17 protein-coding genes and 1 tRNA gene are annotated in these 17,652 nt (G+C 59.1%); 8 read left to right on the forward strand and 10 right to left on the reverse strand.

Annotation, left to right across the window (positions count from 1 at the left end; genetic code table 11):
* Positions 1 to 4: 4 nt before the first annotated feature.
* From HMPREF1257_RS05220 to HMPREF1257_RS05230, 3 genes are all read left to right on the forward strand, one after another.
* Positions 5 to 511: a MarR family winged helix-turn-helix transcriptional regulator gene (locus tag HMPREF1257_RS05220; protein ID WP_023026318.1), complete on the forward strand. Its 507-nt coding sequence runs from the start codon at positions 5 to 7 to the stop codon at positions 509 to 511.
* Positions 498 to 818, forward strand: coding sequence for a hypothetical protein (locus tag HMPREF1257_RS05225; RefSeq protein WP_023026319.1), 321 nt, complete (start codon positions 498 to 500; stop codon positions 816 to 818). Before HMPREF1257_RS05220 ends, HMPREF1257_RS05225 begins: the two co-directional genes overlap by 14 nt.
* A gap of 72 nt (positions 819 to 890) precedes the next feature.
* Positions 891 to 1,094 (forward strand): hypothetical protein, encoded by a 204-nt coding sequence (locus HMPREF1257_RS05230; RefSeq protein WP_023026320.1) that lies wholly within the window; start codon positions 891 to 893, stop codon positions 1,092 to 1,094.
* Positions 1,095 to 1,150: 56 nt separating this feature from the next.
* Here the strand turns inward: HMPREF1257_RS05230 and HMPREF1257_RS05235 are convergent, their stop codons facing one another.
* Together HMPREF1257_RS05235 and HMPREF1257_RS05240 are read right to left on the reverse strand one after the other, a co-directional pair.
* Complete coding sequence (locus HMPREF1257_RS05235) at positions 1,151 to 2,320, reverse strand: ABC transporter permease (protein WP_023026321.1); 1,170 nt, start codon at positions 2,318 to 2,320, stop codon at positions 1,151 to 1,153.
* Between the two features lie 3 nt (positions 2,321 to 2,323).
* Positions 2,324 to 3,223: an ABC transporter ATP-binding protein gene (locus HMPREF1257_RS05240; protein ID WP_023026322.1), complete on the reverse strand. Its 900-nt coding sequence runs from the start codon at positions 3,221 to 3,223 to the stop codon at positions 2,324 to 2,326.
* Positions 3,224 to 3,420: 197 nt separating this feature from the next.
* Between HMPREF1257_RS05240 and HMPREF1257_RS05245 the strand changes: the two genes are divergently transcribed.
* Positions 3,421 to 3,870 carry a Panacea domain-containing protein gene (locus HMPREF1257_RS05245; protein ID WP_023026323.1) on the forward strand — a complete coding sequence of 150 codons (450 nt, stop codon included), beginning with the start codon at positions 3,421 to 3,423 and terminating at the stop codon, positions 3,868 to 3,870.
* Between the two features lie 577 nt (positions 3,871 to 4,447).
* Here the strand turns inward: HMPREF1257_RS05245 and HMPREF1257_RS12375 are convergent.
* The 6 genes from HMPREF1257_RS12375 to HMPREF1257_RS05270 all read right to left on the reverse strand — a co-directional run bounded on the left by HMPREF1257_RS12375 (position 4,448) and on the right by HMPREF1257_RS05270 (position 9,456).
* Positions 4,448 to 4,606, reverse strand: a complete 159-nt coding sequence (locus HMPREF1257_RS12375; RefSeq protein ID WP_023026324.1) for a hypothetical protein — start codon at positions 4,604 to 4,606, stop codon at positions 4,448 to 4,450.
* A gap of 147 nt (positions 4,607 to 4,753) precedes the next feature.
* A tRNA-Arg gene (locus HMPREF1257_RS05250) sits at positions 4,754 to 4,827 on the reverse strand.
* A gap of 53 nt (positions 4,828 to 4,880) precedes the next feature.
* On the reverse strand, positions 4,881 to 6,437 hold the full coding sequence (locus HMPREF1257_RS05255) for an alpha/beta fold hydrolase (protein ID WP_023026325.1): 1,557 nt from the start codon (positions 6,435 to 6,437) through the stop codon (positions 4,881 to 4,883).
* Positions 6,438 to 6,548: 111 nt separating this feature from the next.
* Complete coding sequence (locus tag HMPREF1257_RS05260; RefSeq protein WP_023026326.1) at positions 6,549 to 7,169, reverse strand: LUD domain-containing protein; 621 nt, start codon at positions 7,167 to 7,169, stop codon at positions 6,549 to 6,551.
* Positions 7,166 to 8,671 carry a lactate utilization protein B gene (locus tag HMPREF1257_RS05265; RefSeq protein ID WP_023026327.1) on the reverse strand — a complete coding sequence of 502 codons (1,506 nt, stop codon included), beginning with the start codon at positions 8,669 to 8,671 and terminating at the stop codon, positions 7,166 to 7,168. Before HMPREF1257_RS05265 ends, HMPREF1257_RS05260 begins: the two co-directional genes overlap by 4 nt.
* Positions 8,671 to 9,456 carry a (Fe-S)-binding protein gene (locus HMPREF1257_RS05270; protein ID WP_023026328.1) on the reverse strand — a complete coding sequence of 262 codons (786 nt, stop codon included), beginning with the start codon at positions 9,454 to 9,456 and terminating at the stop codon, positions 8,671 to 8,673. The genes HMPREF1257_RS05265 and HMPREF1257_RS05270 overlap by 1 nt, the downstream gene beginning before the upstream one ends.
* 223 nt (positions 9,457 to 9,679) lie before the next feature.
* On the opposite strand from HMPREF1257_RS05270, the gene argS reads away from it, so the two are divergent.
* The 4 genes from argS to thrB all read left to right on the forward strand — a co-directional run bounded on the left by argS (position 9,680) and on the right by thrB (position 15,145).
* The gene (gene argS, locus HMPREF1257_RS05275) at positions 9,680 to 11,332 is read left to right on the forward strand and encodes an arginine--tRNA ligase (RefSeq protein WP_023026329.1); all 1,653 of its coding nucleotides are present in this window, start codon (positions 9,680 to 9,682) and stop codon (positions 11,330 to 11,332) included.
* The gene (gene lysA, locus HMPREF1257_RS05280) at positions 11,333 to 12,670 is read left to right on the forward strand and encodes a diaminopimelate decarboxylase (protein ID WP_023026330.1); all 1,338 of its coding nucleotides are present in this window, start codon (positions 11,333 to 11,335) and stop codon (positions 12,668 to 12,670) included.
* A gap of 178 nt (positions 12,671 to 12,848) precedes the next feature.
* Positions 12,849 to 14,192, forward strand: coding sequence for a homoserine dehydrogenase (locus HMPREF1257_RS05285; protein ID WP_023026331.1), 1,344 nt, complete (start codon positions 12,849 to 12,851; stop codon positions 14,190 to 14,192).
* 23 nt (positions 14,193 to 14,215) lie between these two features.
* Positions 14,216 to 15,145, forward strand: coding sequence for a homoserine kinase (thrB, locus tag HMPREF1257_RS05290; RefSeq protein ID WP_023026332.1), 930 nt, complete (start codon positions 14,216 to 14,218; stop codon positions 15,143 to 15,145).
* Here thrB and HMPREF1257_RS05295 read toward each other — a convergent pair.
* Together HMPREF1257_RS05295 and HMPREF1257_RS05300 are read right to left on the reverse strand one after the other, a co-directional pair.
* Positions 15,132 to 15,791, reverse strand: coding sequence for a metalloregulator ArsR/SmtB family transcription factor (locus HMPREF1257_RS05295; protein ID WP_023026333.1), 660 nt, complete (start codon positions 15,789 to 15,791; stop codon positions 15,132 to 15,134). The two genes, thrB and HMPREF1257_RS05295, sit on opposite strands and share 14 nt — an antisense overlap.
* 4 nt (positions 15,792 to 15,795) lie before the next feature.
* On the reverse strand, positions 15,796 to 17,652 hold the full coding sequence (locus HMPREF1257_RS05300) for an ATP-binding cassette domain-containing protein (protein ID WP_023026334.1): 1,857 nt from the start codon (positions 17,650 to 17,652) through the stop codon (positions 15,796 to 15,798).

Below are 17,652 nucleotides of genomic sequence, written 5' to 3' on the forward strand. Positions count from 1 at the left end.
CTTTATGTCTGAACAAACCCGCTGGTTAAACGATGATGAACAGGAGCTATGGCGCCTATTATTGGCTGCGACCCGCAAGATAGATAGGGGCATGGACGAGACCCTTAAGGCGGGCGGGGAGATCTCCGTGTCCGAATTCGCGGTCTTGGTCTCCCTCTCGGAAGCCCCGGATCAGCACCTGCGCCTGCGCGACCTGTGCACAGAGCTCGCCTGGGATCGCTCGCGCGCCTCCCACCAGGTCACACGCATGGAAAAACGTGGGCTCTTGGTCAAAGAAAAGACCACTGATGATGGCCGCGGGGTCAACGTGCACATCACGGAGGCTGGGCTCCACCACCTCGAGCGCGCGGCCCCCGAGCACGTGGAATCCGTCCGCCGCTTGGTATTCGACCACCTCCATGAGGATGACGTCCCCGCGCTCAAGCGCTTTTTCCATGGGGTATTGCAGGTCAATAATATCCCCGGCTATTCGGGATTTGTCCCGGATTCTTTATTAAATGGAGGAAAATAATACCGCCATGATGGGACAAGAACTTTTCGAGCACCCTAAAAAGCAGCATAAAACGTATGGCTTGACGGCCTTGGGTGAGCTGGGCCAGCGCATTGGTGATCCAGAGGCTTTTGCTGCGGACCGTGCCGATGCCGATCAAATTGCCGCGATGGAGGAAGCCCTGGAAACCTATCCCGATTCCGCGGTGACCTTTGATGAGGATGCCGATTCCTGGATCGTGGGCGCGGAAGAGGACATCGAGAAAATGTTCGCGGACCGCGAGGCATTCCTTGAGGCATTATTAAATGACGAAGAACCGGGGATCTAATGCCACCGCGGAGACCATAAACTGTTAAGATACTTTTAGTTAATCTTCGGTGAAGCGAGAGGTTTTATCATTATGAACGAGCGCGAGGCTCAAGAACAACGCGAGGCGGCGGCCCGCCAGCAATCTGAGGGCTGGGTTTCCGTTTTTGTCCAGTGGATTCCTTGCATGCTGCTGGCCCTAGTGCTGCTCGGTGCCATGTTCTTTGGCATGTACTACATCGAGCACGGCACGTTGGATATCACCCAGCCGATCACCAACGAATTCATCGTTGAGTAATTCTGCGCAGTAGAAAAATCCGGCCTCCCTTAGAAAGTGGGAGGCCGGATTTATTTTTATTTCTTGAGCACCTGGCGCCAGGTCATCTTCTTGCCATTATTCAAGATGGCGCGGCGGTAGATGCGCGCGACAACGATGAGGATCAGCGCGGTAACTACAGCGAGGACCGCGTAGCTTCCCGCCAAGCCCAGCCAGCTCATATTGCCGCTCGCGACTTGGAGGGGAGCGACCAACATGGAGACCGGCGGCACCCAACCCATGACCTGCATCCAGGTGGCATCCAAGTTGGTCCATCCAAACATGGTGATATACATGGTGGCAAAGACGAGGAGCAGGATGGGCGTCTGCGTCGATTGCAGATCCTCGGTGCGCTGCACCATGGAACCGGCTGCGGCATAGAGGCTGCCGAAGAAGAAGAGACCGAGGATTTCTCCGACGAGCAGGGCTGCAATTAGGCCATAGTCGAGCTGGATTTCGCTCGCTGCGCCAGTAAATGCCAGGGAAGCCACGCCGCCGGCCAGGATGAGGAAGGTGCCGAGCAGCCCGATGATGGTATTGCCAATCACCTTGCCGGCCAAGAAATCCACCGGGCGCACCGTGGAAAGGATGATTTCGACCACGCGCGAAGACTTCTCTTCTGTAACGCGCCCACCGATGAGCCCAGCGAAGGTCATGATGGAAAAGACCACCACCATGGCGGCGATAAGGACGATGGCAACATGTCCCATCTTTTCTTCGGAGGACTCATCGTCTTCCAGATCAACCGCGGTCACTTCGGCTGATGGAGTGGCGGCGGCAAGCTCTTGGGGATCAATATTCAGCGTATTCAAGGCCTCTGCCTGCGCCTGCGCCGCAACCACTTGATTGACCGTGGTGGAGATCGTGGTGGAGACGGTGCCGTTGGCCAAAAGCTCCCATCCCTCGTCGGCGGCGGGCACGAGCGCGGCGTCGACGTCGCCGTCATCGATAAGCTGCACCGCGCTATCCCGGTCATCTGCGGCCTGCGTCTCCAGCCCGGAATCAGCGAATGCGTCTGCCTCCATGCCCACCACGGCGACGGAGTCTGGTTCATCGTCACCACCGGACAGCAAGTCAATGATGATGGGGGTGGCGATGGCACCAATGATAAGCAGCAGCATCATGATGACAACGGATTTGGTCTTAAGGGCAACCACCATTTCGCGCTTGGCGACGGTCCCTATGGTCTTCATTGCCGAATACTGCATGGGCTAGGCCTCCTCGGTGGTGGTGCTGGTGACGACGTCTTGGAAAAGCTCGGTAAGGTCGGGGACCTTGAGGCCGAAGGAGTGGACAGGGCCAGCGGCCATGGCAGCGCGCAAGATGGCTTGGTCATCGGTGCCGTCATCGGCTTCGAGCACTACGCCTGTATCTGTTTCCTCTACCAAGTGGGTGCCCTCCGGGTACCACCCGCGGGCGGGGGTTTCGACCCCATAGAGCGAGGCTCCCTGGGTGCGCAGCTCATCTACCGTGCCTTCTGCCACCATGCGGCCTTGCGTGACGATGCCCACGTGATCGCACAGGCGCTGCACCAAGTCCAGTTGGTGGGAGGAAAAGATGACCGGCACACCGCGGGCGGCGCGCTCGCGCAGCATGTCAGACATGACATTGACCGCAACGGGGTCCAAGCCGGAAAAGGGCTCATCCAGAATCAACATATCGGGGTCATGGATGAGGGAGGCGGCTAGCTGCACTCGCTGCTGGTTGCCCAAGGACAAGTCATCGAGCTTGTCGTCCTGGCGCTCTCCCAGCCCTAGCTGTTCCAGCAGCTCCGAGCCGGATTTCTGGGCGGCCTGCTTGTTCATGCCGTGCAGGGTGCCCAGGAACGTCAGCTGGCTAAGCAGCGGTTCCTTGCCGTAGAGTCCGCGCTCTTCGGGCATATAGCCAATGCGGCGGCGGTTATCGTCATTAATGGGGGAGCCATCGAAATATACCTCGCCGGAGTCTTTCGCGAGCACACCCAGCGCGATGCGCATGGTGGTGGATTTTCCGGCACCATTGGAACCGACGAAGCCGAAGATTTCACCTTCTTGCACGCTAAAGGTCATGTCCTGCAGCGCGCGGACGCTGCCAAAAGTTTTATTGAGATGGTCGATTTTTAAGGTGGGCAAGGGGTGTCCTCCATGGCTCGCCTATGCTGCATAACTTTCGTGGTTCTAAGTACCTTAGTATTTCATAAGACTAATAGTTTGGCAATGGAATCCATCGAAAGCCAGGTTGCATGGGTCAAGCCCCCACCGAGTAGGTAGGAATAGAAAGTGCTATCCAGGTGCTGTAGCGTTAAGAACAAGTAGGAAGGAGGTGCACAATGAAGCAATTCACTGCCCTCCAAATCGCAGAATGGCTCGTAGCTTGGGCTGAAGAAACCGAGGAAGCCGAGCTCACACCGCTGAAAATTCAAAAGCTTCTTTACTACGCAAAGGGCCTTTACATGCGAGCCTCCGGAGGGGTGCCACTCTTCAATGAACGGATGGAAGCATGGGCCCACGGACCTGTCGTTGTAGATATCTACCGCGAGCTTAAAAAGTACGGCAAGAGCCCCATCGACCCCGATACGTTTATTTCTGATGAGTTCAATTGGGATGATTACCGGCCTGTAGAAGATACCTTGATTGAAGTATGGAATAAGTATGGCCCCTATTCGGCATGGGCTTTACGTAATAAGACCCACACGGAGTCACCTTGGAAGAAAAACTTCGTTGAAGAAAAACGGGGGCTTGAGATTTCTGATGCCGACCTCAAAGAGTATTTCGACTAGGTATGGCAAAGAAAAAGTAAGAGACGTGGCACGCGTCCGGTCTCGAAGAATCACAGTGGTGCAGATACAGGCGTCTTGAGCGCAATACGAGCGGCATCAAACGAATACCCGCTCCTGTCCACTAGGTTTCTGCAGAGCGGATGGGGATTCGGGCAAATGACCGATAGGATGCGCCGCGAATTCCTCGACAAATGGCACAAACGCTCACTTATTTCTTGGACAGAGCTCGTTAATCACCACAGGCACGGTCTCGGCTCGGAACTTATCCCAAAAACAAAATCAAAGCTCAAATCCCTAGGCAGTTCCAAGAGCTAACCAAATTCCGTGTGTTCCGGCACCAAGAAAACCTTCCATTCGTCGGTTGGAAAGACGGTGGAATTTTCTACATTCTATGGATAGAGACTAAATATGGGGATCTTTACTCACATTAAAGCGGAGCCCGCGACTTTGACCTTCGGGCTCGACCGGTAGACGAAGTTTTTGCGTAAAAGCAAAGAAGTATTCCGCGAGATCCTTGGCGCGATAAGCTCTAGCGAGCTAGGCGGCGACGTCTGCCACGCCTTGGCCCTAGTCCGGCTTATTTCTTCCATACTTTCTTGTAAGTGGCACAGCCAAGTGTAGCCACCGCCACGCCGGTGAGGATGGTGCTGGAGATAGCGAACCCGTTGATGAAGCTGATAATTAGAGACATGGCCAGTAGGGCCAGGGCGATGAGGTAGAGAGTTCGGGAGGTCATGGTTTTATCCTTTCGTTTAGAATTGGAGGGGTAGCCCGGCGGTTCAGGATGGTTTGGGCTTCCTGAACCCTCGGTGGCTACTCAATCCGAAAACTGGGCGCATAGTGAACCCCCTCGCTTGCAAAAGCGAGGGGGTTAAAAATTTTGTGTCCCCGACAGGGATCGAACCTGCGACCTTCGGTACCGGAAACCGATGCTCTAATCCGCTGAGCTACGGAGACATCGCTGGGAAAATTCCCAACGATGTGATTCTAGCGCATCGCCCGCCCGGGAACTAAATCAGGCCCGGTGCGTCGGCGGTGATTACCTCACCGGTGCGCAGATAGTGCACGCCAATCTCATCGACAGCCTTATTACCCAGCGCAAAGTGCCCGTGGCCGGGGCCGTGGACGGTGACGACGCGCGATTGCATGGGCTGAGAGAGCGCAGTGTGGTACTGGTACGGGGTCTGCGGATCGCCCGTGCCTTGGAGTTGCAGGGGCTTGGTGGCAAGGTGCGAGCCATCGAGTGGTGCCCCGCCGGTAACGGGTTCGCGGCCGCCGCAGCCGGCGCCAGATCCATACATGGAATTAACCAGGGAGAAAATATCGCCGGTGACAAAGTTGGACCACAGGTAGGTGGGGAAGAGCCACGGGTTACCGGCGACGGTGTTCTCGTTGCAGACGATGAGATTCTGCATATTCATCATCTGGATAACTTGCTGTTGCACCGCGCGGGCAAGCTCCGGATCGTCGACGACATTGAATGGCTTACTGCCGTTTAAGTGCTTGGCAAAGTCATCCCAGTGCGCAGGCATGGGAACGACCTCGCGGGTCTTGCCCAAAGTCACCGATGCTCGCTGGTCTGCCTGTGGGTTAAGTGCCTTGTCGGCGAGGAATTCTGCCTGCACGCGCAGCTCACCCGTGGCGGTCATGATATCCGCGCCCGGTAGGCCGGCGAACTCGAGCCCTGGGGGAAGGTCACCGATTTTCGCGTCCGGTGGCAAGACCGTGGGGCGGGCGCCGGCTTCCATGGCGACTTTCTGCGACCACTTTTCATAGATCTGGAGCGGAGTAGTGCCCAAGTGGTAGGTGGCGTCATTATCCGCAATGAACTGGAAAAGATCGTGCAGCGCATTTTCATACCCTTGTTGCTGCGAAGTGAAGATGCCGTTCCATGCCAGCTGCGGGCTCATGCCGGAATCGAGCAGCACCTTGCCAGTGTGCTGCGGATACTTGGTGGCGTAGGCGGAGCCAAGATAAGTGCCGTAGGATATGCCGGCGATATCGATGACGTCCTCACCCAGCGCTTGGCGCACCATCTCCCAGTCTTGGGCGGTATTGGCGGTGGTCAAAGAGTTGGTATAGCCAGGGGTATTCTGCTCGCAGGCATCTCGGGTGGCCTTGCCAATTTGCGTAGTGGCCTCGATGGGATTGAAGTTCGGGGTAGCAGCGCAGTCCACTGGCGTGGAACCGGGCAGCCCGCGCGGCTGGACGCCAATCAGATCCCATTCGTTGCGAATTTCTTCGGGCCATTCGACGCCATCGTTGCCGGCCCAAGAATAAGCGTCGCCACCAGGGCCACCTGGGTTGGTAAAGAGCGCGCCGCGGCGCGCGTCTGGCTGTGCCGCGGGTACACGGACAAAGCCGACGCTAATGGTGCCAGCCTCGGGGTTATCGTAGTAGGTAGGCACCTCTATCCGGCCGCACTCGGCGCCATCCAGATTGACCTGTGTGGGGCAATCCTCCCAGGCGATTTCTGGATCCGCCGCGGCGGCGGTGGGGGCTGCTACGCCCAGTGCGAGGGCGCTAGCGCACACTACGGTAGAAATTTTTCGAGAAAAAGAAAGCATAAGCTAAAGCTCCGACTCCTATAACGTTTGTCAGAGTTAGCTTATGCTTCTTTCAGGTTCGTGGCAGGAATTTCCACGTGGCGGGTGCCCTAACTCGGCACCCCAGCCTCGCTACTTCACAATAATCACGATGAGATCGCGCGGGCCGTGCACGCCCTCGACACGCGAGAGCTCGATATCGGAGGTCGCGGAAGGACCAGAAATCCACGTTGCGGGCTTGTCGGGGTTCATCCGGGAGATGACCTCGGGGATGCCGTAGACAACCTCGTCGCGGCGGACGATGCAGATGTGACGGTCCGGTACCAGCGTCAGCGCGCGGCGGCCGCAGCGGGAATCGGACTGCAGCACGATGGTGCCGGTCTGTGCGGAGGACACGAGGGATTCGGTGACAACGGCATCGGCATCGTCAAGCTCGCGCGGATCCGCATCCTCGTCGTCCGGGCGGGCCGGAAGGCCATCAAAAAGATCGGCATTCATGCCCGGGGCGTAGCGGATGTCCTTACAGTTGCGATCGCTGACGATGGAATCCAGCGTCTTTTTGAGATCGCTTTCCTCCGTGACGTGGACTTCCGCCTTGTAATCCTCGAGGCGATCGACCAGCATCTCGCGCAGCTCATCATCATTCAGTGTGCCTTCGCGCTGGTATTCGCGGGGCACATCGACGTGATCTGGGAGCCCAGCCTGCTTCTGTGCCGAACGAATGCGGTTTAGGATGTCTTGTTTTGCGCTCACTTGGAGGCCTCCTTACGGGCATTGGACAGCAACTCTTTGCCTTCTTCGGAGTCGAACCATTGGCGGAAGGATTTCTTCGGCGGAATCGCGGTATCGCGGCCATCGGACCAACCGGACATAAATAGCGGCAGCGACTCGATGGTGCCGTTGAATCCGCCCATTACGCGGCCAAGCGCCACGAGGTGGGTGACCTTATCCCACATCTTCGGGTTGTCCCAGAGCAGCTGCACCGTCTTGAAGAGCTTCGGCTCAATCGGGGAGGCAGCGTGGGTGACCTTCTGATGGCGGTTTTCCAAGATGACATCAGAAAGCGGAATCTTGACTGGGCATACATCGTCGCAGCGCCCGCACAGCGAGCAGGCGTACGGCAGGCTAGCCGATGGATCGTTGTGGTCCTTCATGCCGGTGAGCTGCGGGGTCAGCGAGATACCGATGGGGCCCGGGTACACGGAGCCGTAGGCGTGTCCGCCGGCGCGCTCGTACACGGGGCAGACATTGAGGCAGGCCGAGCAACGGATGCACTTCAGCGCCTGGTGCCCAACGGGCGAAGACAGCGCTGCGGTGCGCCCATTATCCAGCAAGACGATGTGGAAGTTCTGCGGGCCATCGCCCTCTGTCACACCGGACCACATGGAGGTATACGGGTTCATGCGCTCCGCGGTGGAGGAACGAGGCAGCAGCTGCAGGAAGACTTCCAGGTCCTGGAAGGTAGGCACGAGCTTTTCGATGCCCATGACGGTAATCAGCGTTTCCGGCAACGTCACGCACATGCGGCCATTGCCCTCAGATTCCACTACGTTAACCGTGCCGGTTTCTGCCACACCGAAGTTGGCGCCGGAAATGGCGACCTTGGCCTTCATGAACTGCTGGCGCAGGAACTGACGGGATGCCTCGGCCAATTCAGCGGGCTCAGCCTTCAGCGAGTCATCGGTATTGGGCATCTTATCGACGAAGATATCGCGAATTTCCGCGCGGTTGCGGTGAATTGCGGGCACCAAAATGTGCGATGGCATATCGTCACCAAGCTGGACGATGAGCTCTGCCAAGTCGGTTTCCTGAGCGTGGATTCCGGCCTCTTCGAGGTGCTCGTTCAAGCCGATTTCCTGGGTAGCCATAGACTTAACCTTGACCACGTCGGTCTCACCCGTTTCGCGGATGAGACCTTCAATGATCTCGTTGGCTTCCTTGGCATCGCGGGCCCAGTGGACGATGCCGCCGCGGTCCGACACTGCCTTTTCAAATTGCTCGAGCAGTTCCGGCATGCGGGCGGTGACGTCCTCTTTGAGGGCAGAACCGGCGTTGCGGAGCAGCTCCCAGTCATCCACTTCCTGCACGGTGTTGGCGCGCTTTTCGCGGATGGTGGTGGTCGCGTGCTGCAGGTTGTGGCGCTGGGTAGCGTTATTCAGTCCGACGTGCGCGAGCGGGACAAAGGCCTTGCTGCCACGCAGGTTGCCGTAGCCTTCAGGGGCCCGTGGTGGGGTGGTGTCGAGGAAAGAGGTCATTAGAGCATCGTCTCCTTGGAGTATGCTGCGGAGTCTGGCTGCCATGGGTGTTCCTTGGTGGAAGCCAAAATCTCAGCCATGTGTAGGGCGCGAATGCCGGAGCGCTGGCGGTGGAGCGCGCCGCCGATATTCATCAGGCACGACGAGTCACCAGCGGTAACGTACTCGGCCTTGGTGTCTTTAATGTGGCGGGTTTTATCGGAGACCATTGCCTGGGACACCTCCGCATTCTTCAGGGCAAAGGTGCCGCCGAAGCCGCAGCATTCTTCGCTATTGGCTAGCGGTGCCAAGTCGATGCCCTCGACTTCTTGCAAAAGCTTGTAGGGGCGGTCTTCCAGCTTGAGAAAGCGCAGGCCGTGGCAGGCAGAGTGGTAAGTCACTCGGTGTGGGAAGAAAGCGCCGACATTGGTCACGCCTTCAATATCGACCAAAAATTCCGTGAGATCGTAGGTCTTTTGTGCGGTCTTTTGCGCGCCATCGACATCGGCGGACGTGCCGAAGCGGTCAGCAATGCTTTCGTGGCGGTCGCGAACTGCCGCCACGCAGGAACCGGAGGCGGCCACGACGTAGTCAATGGAAGGATCTGCGAAGGCATCCGCATAAGAGCGGATCATCCCCAGCGTTTCCTTTTGATAGCCGGTGTTGATGTGCATCTGGCCGCAGCAGGTTTGCTCCTCCGGAAGGACAACTTCGTGACCTAACCGGGAGAGAACCAATGCCGTCGCCTTTTGGACGTCCGGGAAAAGGGTGTCACCAATGCAAGTAGAAAAAAGCGCAATGCGCATACGGTGCTCCTTATTAGTTTTAAGTCATGGAGGTGTAACTAACCCTACACATTCACCACGTGAAATGTAGTGTGAATCACGTTCTACCAGCATATATTTTGTAATATATATCGCAATATAGGTTTGCCTAAGAGGTCTATTAAATGGCCAATTTCCGCCCTCGGAAACGTTAGCCAGTGCTTCTTTTCGCACGTGTCGGGGCAGTGAACTAGACTCTTGCCACATGACTCCAGCTGATTTGGCCACCTTAGTTAAAGAATCCGCCACCGAGGTCATGGCAGAACATGACCTAGACGCGTCCGTATTGCCGGAATCTGTCACGGTAGAGCGCCCCCGCAACCCAGAACACGGTGACTACGCCACCAACCTTGCTTTGCAGGTGGCCAAGAAAGCCGGCGCGAATCCGCGCGAATTTGGTGGCTGGTTAGCGCAAAAATTGGCCCAGCACGATGCCATTGCAGAGGCCGATATTGCCGGTCCTGGCTTTATTAATATCCGCTTAGCCGCCGCTGCCCAGGGTGAGATCGTCGCCCAGATTTTGCAGGCAGGCGCGGACTATGGTTCTAATGACTCCTTTGCGGGCAAGAAGATTAACCTGGAATTCGTATCCGCCAATCCCACCGGTCCGATTCACTTGGGCGGTACACGCTGGGCCGCCGTCGGTGATTCATTGGGCAGGGTTCTCACGGCTTCTGGTGCAGAGGTCACCCGCGAGTACTACTTCAACGATCACGGCGGCCAGATTGACCGCTTCTCGCGTTCCCTTGTTGCCGCAGCGAAGGGCGAACCCACGCCGGAGGATGGCTACGGCGGAGATTATATTCGTGACATCGCAAACGCGGTTTTGGAAAAGAACCCAAGCGCGCTCGAGGGCGATGCTGCGCAGGTGCAAGAGGCCTTCCGCGCCGATGGCGTGGAGATGATGTTCGCCCAGATTAAGCAGTCTCTGCATGAATTCGGCGTGGATTTTGATGTCTACTTCCACGAAAATTCGCTCTTTGAATCTGGGGCGGTAGATAAGGCTCTTGAGACCCTTAAGTCTGAAGGCCACCTTTATGAGGCTGACAATGCGTGGTGGCTAAAGTCCACCGATTATGGCGATTCTAAGGATCGCGTCGTGGTGAAATCAGACGGCAATGCGGCGTATATCGCCGGCGATATCGCCTATGTGGCCGATAAATTCGACCGCGGTCACGACCTCAATATTTACATGTTGGGCGCTGACCACCACGGTTATGTCCCGCGCTTGAAGGCGGCGGCAGCCGCCTTGGGTTATGACGCCGATGGTGTCGAGGTGCTCATTGGCCAAATGGTCAACCTGCTGCGCGATGGCAAGCCGGTGCGCATGTCCAAGCGCGCGGGCACCGTAATCACCATCGAGGACTTGGTTGCCGCCATCGGTGTCGATGCATCACGGTATTCGCTGGTGCGCTCTTCCGTGGATCAGTCCATCGATATCGACCTGGGCCTGTGGGAGTCGCAGTCCTCGGATAATCCGGTCTACTACGTGCAATACGGGCACGCCCGGTTGTGCTCGATTGGGCGCAAGGCTGCGGAGTTGGGGGTTAGCTCCGAGGACGCAGACCTGTCGCTGCTGGAGCATGAGCGCGAAGGCGACCTCATCCGCACTCTGGGTGAGTTCCCTGCAGTGGTAGCGGATGCCGCCGAGCTGCGCGAGCCGCACCGCGTGGCGCGCTATGCTGAAGAGTTGGCTGGTGTGTTCCACCGCTTCTATGACACCTGCCAGGTTTTGCCCAAGGCAGGGGAGGAAGAGCAGCCCATCCACAGCGCTCGCCTTGCGTTGGCGGAAGCATCCCGCGTCGTCCTGTCCAATGCCTTGACCATGGTTGGCGTGAACGCACCGGAGAAGATGTAAATGACTGATTTCAATGAGCTTCCCGCCCACGTGTGGCCGCGGAATGCGAGCCGCCAGGAAGACGGCGTAGTTACCGTAGCGGAAGTCCCCTTGCCGGACTTGGCAGAAGAGTTCCAGACCCCGCTGTACGTCTTCGATGAAGACGACTTCCGCTCCCGCTGCCAAGACATGGCCCGCGCCTTCGGTGGGCCTGAGCACGTGCACTATGCCTCCAAGGCATTCATTTCCAAAAAGGTAGTGCAGTGGGTCAACGAAGAGGGCCTGTGCCTCGATGCTGCGGCGCTCAATGAGCTAAAGATTGCGCTCGCCGCCGAGTTCCCAGCCGCGCGCATTACGGCGCACGGCAATAATAAGGACGAGGAATACCTGCGCCTGTGCGTGGATGCGGGCGTGGGCCACGTGGTCATCGATAATGAGCAGGAACTCGAAGAGCTCAACCGCATCGCCGGCGAGGCAGGCGTGGTGCAGCCGGTAATGATTCGCGTCAAGCCGGGTGTGGACGCTCATACCCATGAATTCATCGCCACCTCGCACGAGGACCAGAAATTCGGTATTTCCCTGGCCACGGGCGCGGCCTTCGCCGCCGCTAAGCGCTGCCTTGAGGTGAATAACCTCCGCTTGAGCGGCCTGCATTGCCACGTGGGCTCCCAGGTCTTCAATGCCGAGGGTTTCAAACTCGCCGCAGAGCGCGTGCTGGAGCTCTACCGCCAAATCCACACCGAGCTGGGCGTTGACCTAGCCGAGCTGGACTTGGGCGGCGGCTTTGGTATTCCGTATATGCCCTACGAGGAAGCCCTGAATATTGACCGCGTGGCCCAGGACATGCTGCGGGCAGTGGACCAAACCGCGGAAGAACTCGACATTAAGGCGCCGTTCCTCCTCGTGGAGCCGGGGCGCTCCTTGGTGGCGGGGTCTGCCGTGACCGTCTACCGCGTGGGTACGGTTAAGGATGTGGAAACCGGCAAGGCCGATTTGCCGGTGCGCCGGTATATCTCCATTGATGGGGGAATGTCCGATAATATCCGCCCCGCCCTCTACGGTTCCGAATACGATGTGCGCCTGGTTAACCGCTTTAGCGACGGCGAGATGGTGCCCTCGCGCATCGTGGGCTTCCACTGCGAATCCGGCGATATCCTGCTGGAGGAAGGCGAATTGCCCAATGATATCCAGCCGGGAGACCTGCTCGCCTTCGCGGCGACCGGTGGGTATCAGTACATGATGTCGTCGCGGTACAACGGCGCGGTGCGCCCAGCTGTGGTTGCAACGCGCGTGGGAAATACCAAGCCCATGCTGCGGCGCGAAACCATCGAGGATCTCTTGTCCTTGGAAGTGGATTAAGCCAGTTCTACCCCCGTAACGCAGGGGCCGCAATCGGCCCGTGCGGCGGGGGTTTTCTGTAGCTGAACGAATATTATCCCCCGCATGTCGCAATATAGACAGCTCGTTCTGTATAGTGTCCTGTAGCCGCTTAAAGCGGGAGACATTTTCCACCACTTAATCGACATGGAGACGGACTATGGATGCTTCAAACAGTGAGCTACAGCTACATTCGCGTACCGGCAAGGGTGAAGGCGAAACCGTTGGCATCGCGCTGCTTGGATTCGGCACCGTGGGCGCGGAAGTTTTCCGCCTCTTAGATGAAAATGCGGATGCCTTTGCTCATCGCATCGGTGGGCCAGCAGAGATCCGTGGCATCGCCATCCAGAATAAAAACAAGCTGCGCCCAGGCGTGCCCAACGAGTTGCTGACCGATGATGCCAAGGCACTGATCTCCCGCGATGATATCGACTTGGTGGTGGAGGTCATCGGCGGGATCGATTTCCCGCGCGAGTTGGTTTTGACCGCGCTTAATTCCGGCAAGTCCGTGGTGACGGCGAATAAGGCGCTCGTTGCCGCGCACGCTGATGAATTGGCCGAGGCCGCGGAACGCTCCGGCGTTGACCTGTACTTTGAAGCCGCCGTGGCCGCAGCCATCCCCGTCGTGGGTATGCTGCGCCGCTCCCTGGCGGGCGACCAGATTGAGCGCATCTCCGGCATCGTCAACGGCACGACCAACTACATCTTGGATGCCATGGAATCCACCGGAGCCACCTATGACGAGGCCTTGGCGGAAGCCACCCGCTTGGGCTATGCCGAGGCGGATCCCACCGCGGACGTGGAGGGCCACGACGCGGCGTCCAAGGCCGCCATCATGGCCTCCATCGGCTTCCACACCCGCGTGAAGTTCGAGGACGTGCACTGCGAGGGAATTACCGATATCACGGCAGACGATATTGCCGCGGCAAACGATGCCGGCTATTCCATCAAGCTGCTGGCCATTTGTGAGCGCCTGCGCCGCGAGGATGGATCCGAAGTGGTCAATGCGCGCGTGCACCCGACCCTGGTGGCCAAGGAGCACCCGCTGGCTACCGTCAGCGAGTCCTACAACGCCATCTTTGTCGAGGCTGAGGCAGCCGGCTCGCTCATGTTCTACGGCAATGGTGCCGGCGGCAACCCCACCGCTTCGGCCGTGCTTGGCGATGTCGTCGGTGCCGCCCGCAATATCGTCCACGGCGGTCGCGCGCCTGGCGAGAATACCTACGCCAACTTGCCGATTGCGGACTTCGGCGAGGTCGATACCCGCTTCCACATCGATATGGAAGTCCAAGATCGCGCTGGCGTTTTGGAGGTCATCTCCGCGCTTTTCGCACAGCATGGGGTATCCCTGCGCACCGTGCGCCAAGAGGACGGCGAGGACACCGCGCGCCTTATCGTGGTCACCCACGCCGCCAAGGAAGCGACCCTGGAAAACATCGTCTCCGCCTTGGGCGAGCTCGATGAGGTCAAGGCCGTTCATTCGGTCATCCGCTTGGGCAGCTAAACCGGTTCGATATATTAGTCACCATGAGCATCGAAGTTGAAGTCGGCACCAAAGCGATAGTCACCGTTCCTGCCTCCACGGCGAACCTGGGGCCGGGATATGACACCCTGGGCATGTCATTGAGCATGTATGATACCGCCGAGGTGGAGGTCATTCCCTCCGGCCTCGAGGTGGAGATTTTTGGTGAGGGGGCAGAAGACCTCCCGCGCGATGGATCGCACCTTATGGTCAAGGCCATCCGCTCCGCGCTATCTGCCGCCGAAGCCACGGTGCCGGGGTTGCGCGTGGTTTCGCATAATACGATTCCCCAATCGCGCGGCCTGGGTTCTTCGGCGTCTACGGCGGTCGCCGGCGTGGCAGCCGGCAATGCCTTGGCGGGCAACCCACTCACCCAAGATCAGCTCGTGCAATTGTCTTCGGCGTTTGAGGGCCACCCGGATAATGCCGCGGCCTCGGTACTGGGCAGTGCTGTGGTCTCGTGGACGACGGTTCCTGTCGATGGCCGCTCCCTGCCGGAATACAAGGCCGCCACCATCAACGTGCACCCCGATATTCGGGCGACCGCGCTGGTGCCGGATTCCCACGCCTCCACCCAGGCGGTGCGTCGCGTGCTGCCTTCGCACGTGACGCATTCCGATGCCGCCTTTAACGTCTCCCGCACCGCCGTCCAGGTAGCCGCGTTGCAGAACTACCCGGAACTTTTGTGGGAAGGCACCCGCGACCGTTTGCACCAGCCGTATCGCGCCGGCGTGCTGCCGGTGACCGCGGAGTGGGTGAACCGCCTGCGCAATCGCGGATACGCCGCCTATCTTTCCGGGGCGGGGCCGACGGTGATGGTGCTGCACACGGAGGACATCGACGAGAGCATACTTGATGATGCCCGCGAGCAGGGCCTGCGCGTCTTCGATCTCAAGGTCGCGGGACCGGTCCGCGTGGAAGTTACACAGGCTTAATCTCGATCTGGCATACTTCGGGGCGCTGCATCGGGGTTAAGGCTATATCCGCGTCCGTACCGCTGGCTTCTTGTAAAAAGCCAGCGTGTATGGCGCAGACAAAGGGGCTCGGGGTGGTTCCGGAGGAGACGAATGGGCAGGCGTTCAACTCGATCTCGGATGAATCCGCGCCCTGCGAAGGATCAAACCCCATATCGCGCAGGGTGGCAAAGAGGGTATCGAGCGCGCCGCTCTGGATATCTGCCCCCGTAGCGCGCGCCCACTGCCGCCCCAATTCCCGGGCCTGTGGGGAAGAGAAATCGTCGAGCTCTTCCTTGCCCGCGAGCATGGAGGTCAGCACGCTAATGAGGCTGACGTATTCCTCTGCGATGGCACGGTTATCCGGCACGCGGGCCTGGTACACCAGGGAAGGGCGCCCGCGCCCAGAGCTGCGTTCTGGAACGGCGGTGATGGCGCCAACCTGAATGAGCTCATCGATGTGCCCGCGCGCGGTATTGACGTGCATGCCTAAATCTTTTGCTACCTCCGCTGCACGGGCTCCTCGCGAATAATGCTGCAGCTGCGTGAGCACCTCGCGCTGCTTAGGAGATAGCTTGAGCGCTTCTGGGAAAAGGTCGGAGCTGGGGCGTGGGAGCGAATTGGGCATGCGATTAACTTCGTATCTCTGGGTGCTGATGAGGGGCTTGATTAACAGAAATCTTATCTTTAGCCACGCTATAGGATACGGTATTTCCGGTATCAATGCCTAAAGCCGTCTGCCTACTGACCGGCACGGTAATGGTGTGTCCACCCATATCCAGGCTCAGCCGGGCACCCGCCATGCTGGCCGCTTCCACCGCGATGACCTTGGTAGACCAGTGATTGACCCCGGTAGAGGCTTCAGAGGTAAGGTGCACGTCGCTTGGCTTAAACGTGACCACTACCTTATCGCCGGCGCGGAGATCGCTCGCGTCACCGGTGATGGTTGTGCTCCCGCAAGAGACGATGGTCTCGGTAGCGGTGGCGGCTTTGACGGTACCTTCTACGCGGTTGAGCCCGGCGATGGAAGCCACGAAGCCGGTGGGCGGGACATCGAGTAAATCCGCAGCCGAGCCGTGGGCGATGACGTTGCCGGAATTCATGACCACCATGTCATCGGCAAGCCCAGCAATATCCAGCGCATTATGGGTCACCAGCAGCGTGGTCCGGTCGCGGCGGGTGGCGCGCAGGAAGCGGCGCCACTTGCTGGCGGATTCCACGTCGATGGCCGCCAAGGGCTCATCTAGAATCAGGATGGCGGGCCGCGCGGCGAGCGCGCGGACGAAGGCGACTTGGGCGGCTTGGCCGCCGGAAAGGGCTGGCACGGGGACATCGTTAAGCTCACGCAAGCCCGCAGCCTCCAGCAACTGCGTGGCGCGCTGCTTATCGCGGGTGACCATCGCGATGGCTTGGTTGGCGGTAGCCTGCGGCGGCAGGCCGGGGCGCTGGGTCAGCAGGACGATGTCATCCTGGTTGGCGCTAATCTCCGCGCCGGTCAGACGCCCGGCGATGCGGCTCATCAGCGTGGTTTTACCCGATCCATTGGAACCGACGATGGTGGTGATCGCGCGCGGAGTAAATTCAGTCGTCTCCCCATCCGCCGTGACGGATAGGGCAGGGGCATTATCCGGGGCGGTCAGGGCGCGGAGTTTCTCGTAGTCCATGCTGTGCAGCTCGCGGGCCTGCGCCTGATAGGAACGCTGGAGGAGCGAGGGCAGCCCGGCGAGGGCGAGGCAGACAATCGCCATCGCGATGAGGATGGCGGAGAGCACGTAGGCGCCATCGGTATCGACCTCGCGCTCCAAATAAATGCCGAGCGGCATCGTGCGGGTCACGCCCGGCTGGGAGCCCGCGAAGGTCAGCGTGGTGCCGAACTCGCCGAGGGACCGGGCAAAGGCAAGGCCGGCGCCGGTAGCAAGGGCGGGGGCGATGGAGGGGATGGTGATTTTGCGCAGTACCTCCCAGCGGGAAAGGCCTATGCTGGCGGCAGAGGCCAAAATCTCCTGATCCAATTGGCGCAGGGCGGAATCGACCGCCACCACGACGAAGGGCAAGGCGACGAAGCACTGCGCGGCGATGACGCCCGGGAAAGCAAAAGCAAAATGGAAGTCGATGGCGTCTAGAAGCGGGGACAAATAGCCCCGGCGGCCAATGGCGGCGGTCAGCGCCAAACCGCCCACCACGGGTGGCATGGCCAGGGGCAAATAGATGAATAGGCGGATAACGCCGCTGCCCCGGCCAAGCTGTTGGACCCATAAGGCAAGACCGGTCCCCAGTACCATCGCCAGCAGCATTGATTGGAATGCCGCGGTGAAGGACAGCTTGAGCATGTCCCAAATCTCCGGTTTGGCGAGGTATTCGCCGATGCGGTCCCACGGTACGCGCAGACCCAGCGAGGCTACGGGAACGAGGATAACAACGACCGCGATGAGGCCGATAAGGCCGATAACGAGGGGAGACTGAAGACGAATGGGCTGGGGAGGGGTCAT

Source organism: Corynebacterium sp. KPL1814 (assembly GCF_000478175.1).
Classification (GTDB): domain Bacteria; phylum Actinomycetota; class Actinomycetes; order Mycobacteriales; family Mycobacteriaceae; genus Corynebacterium.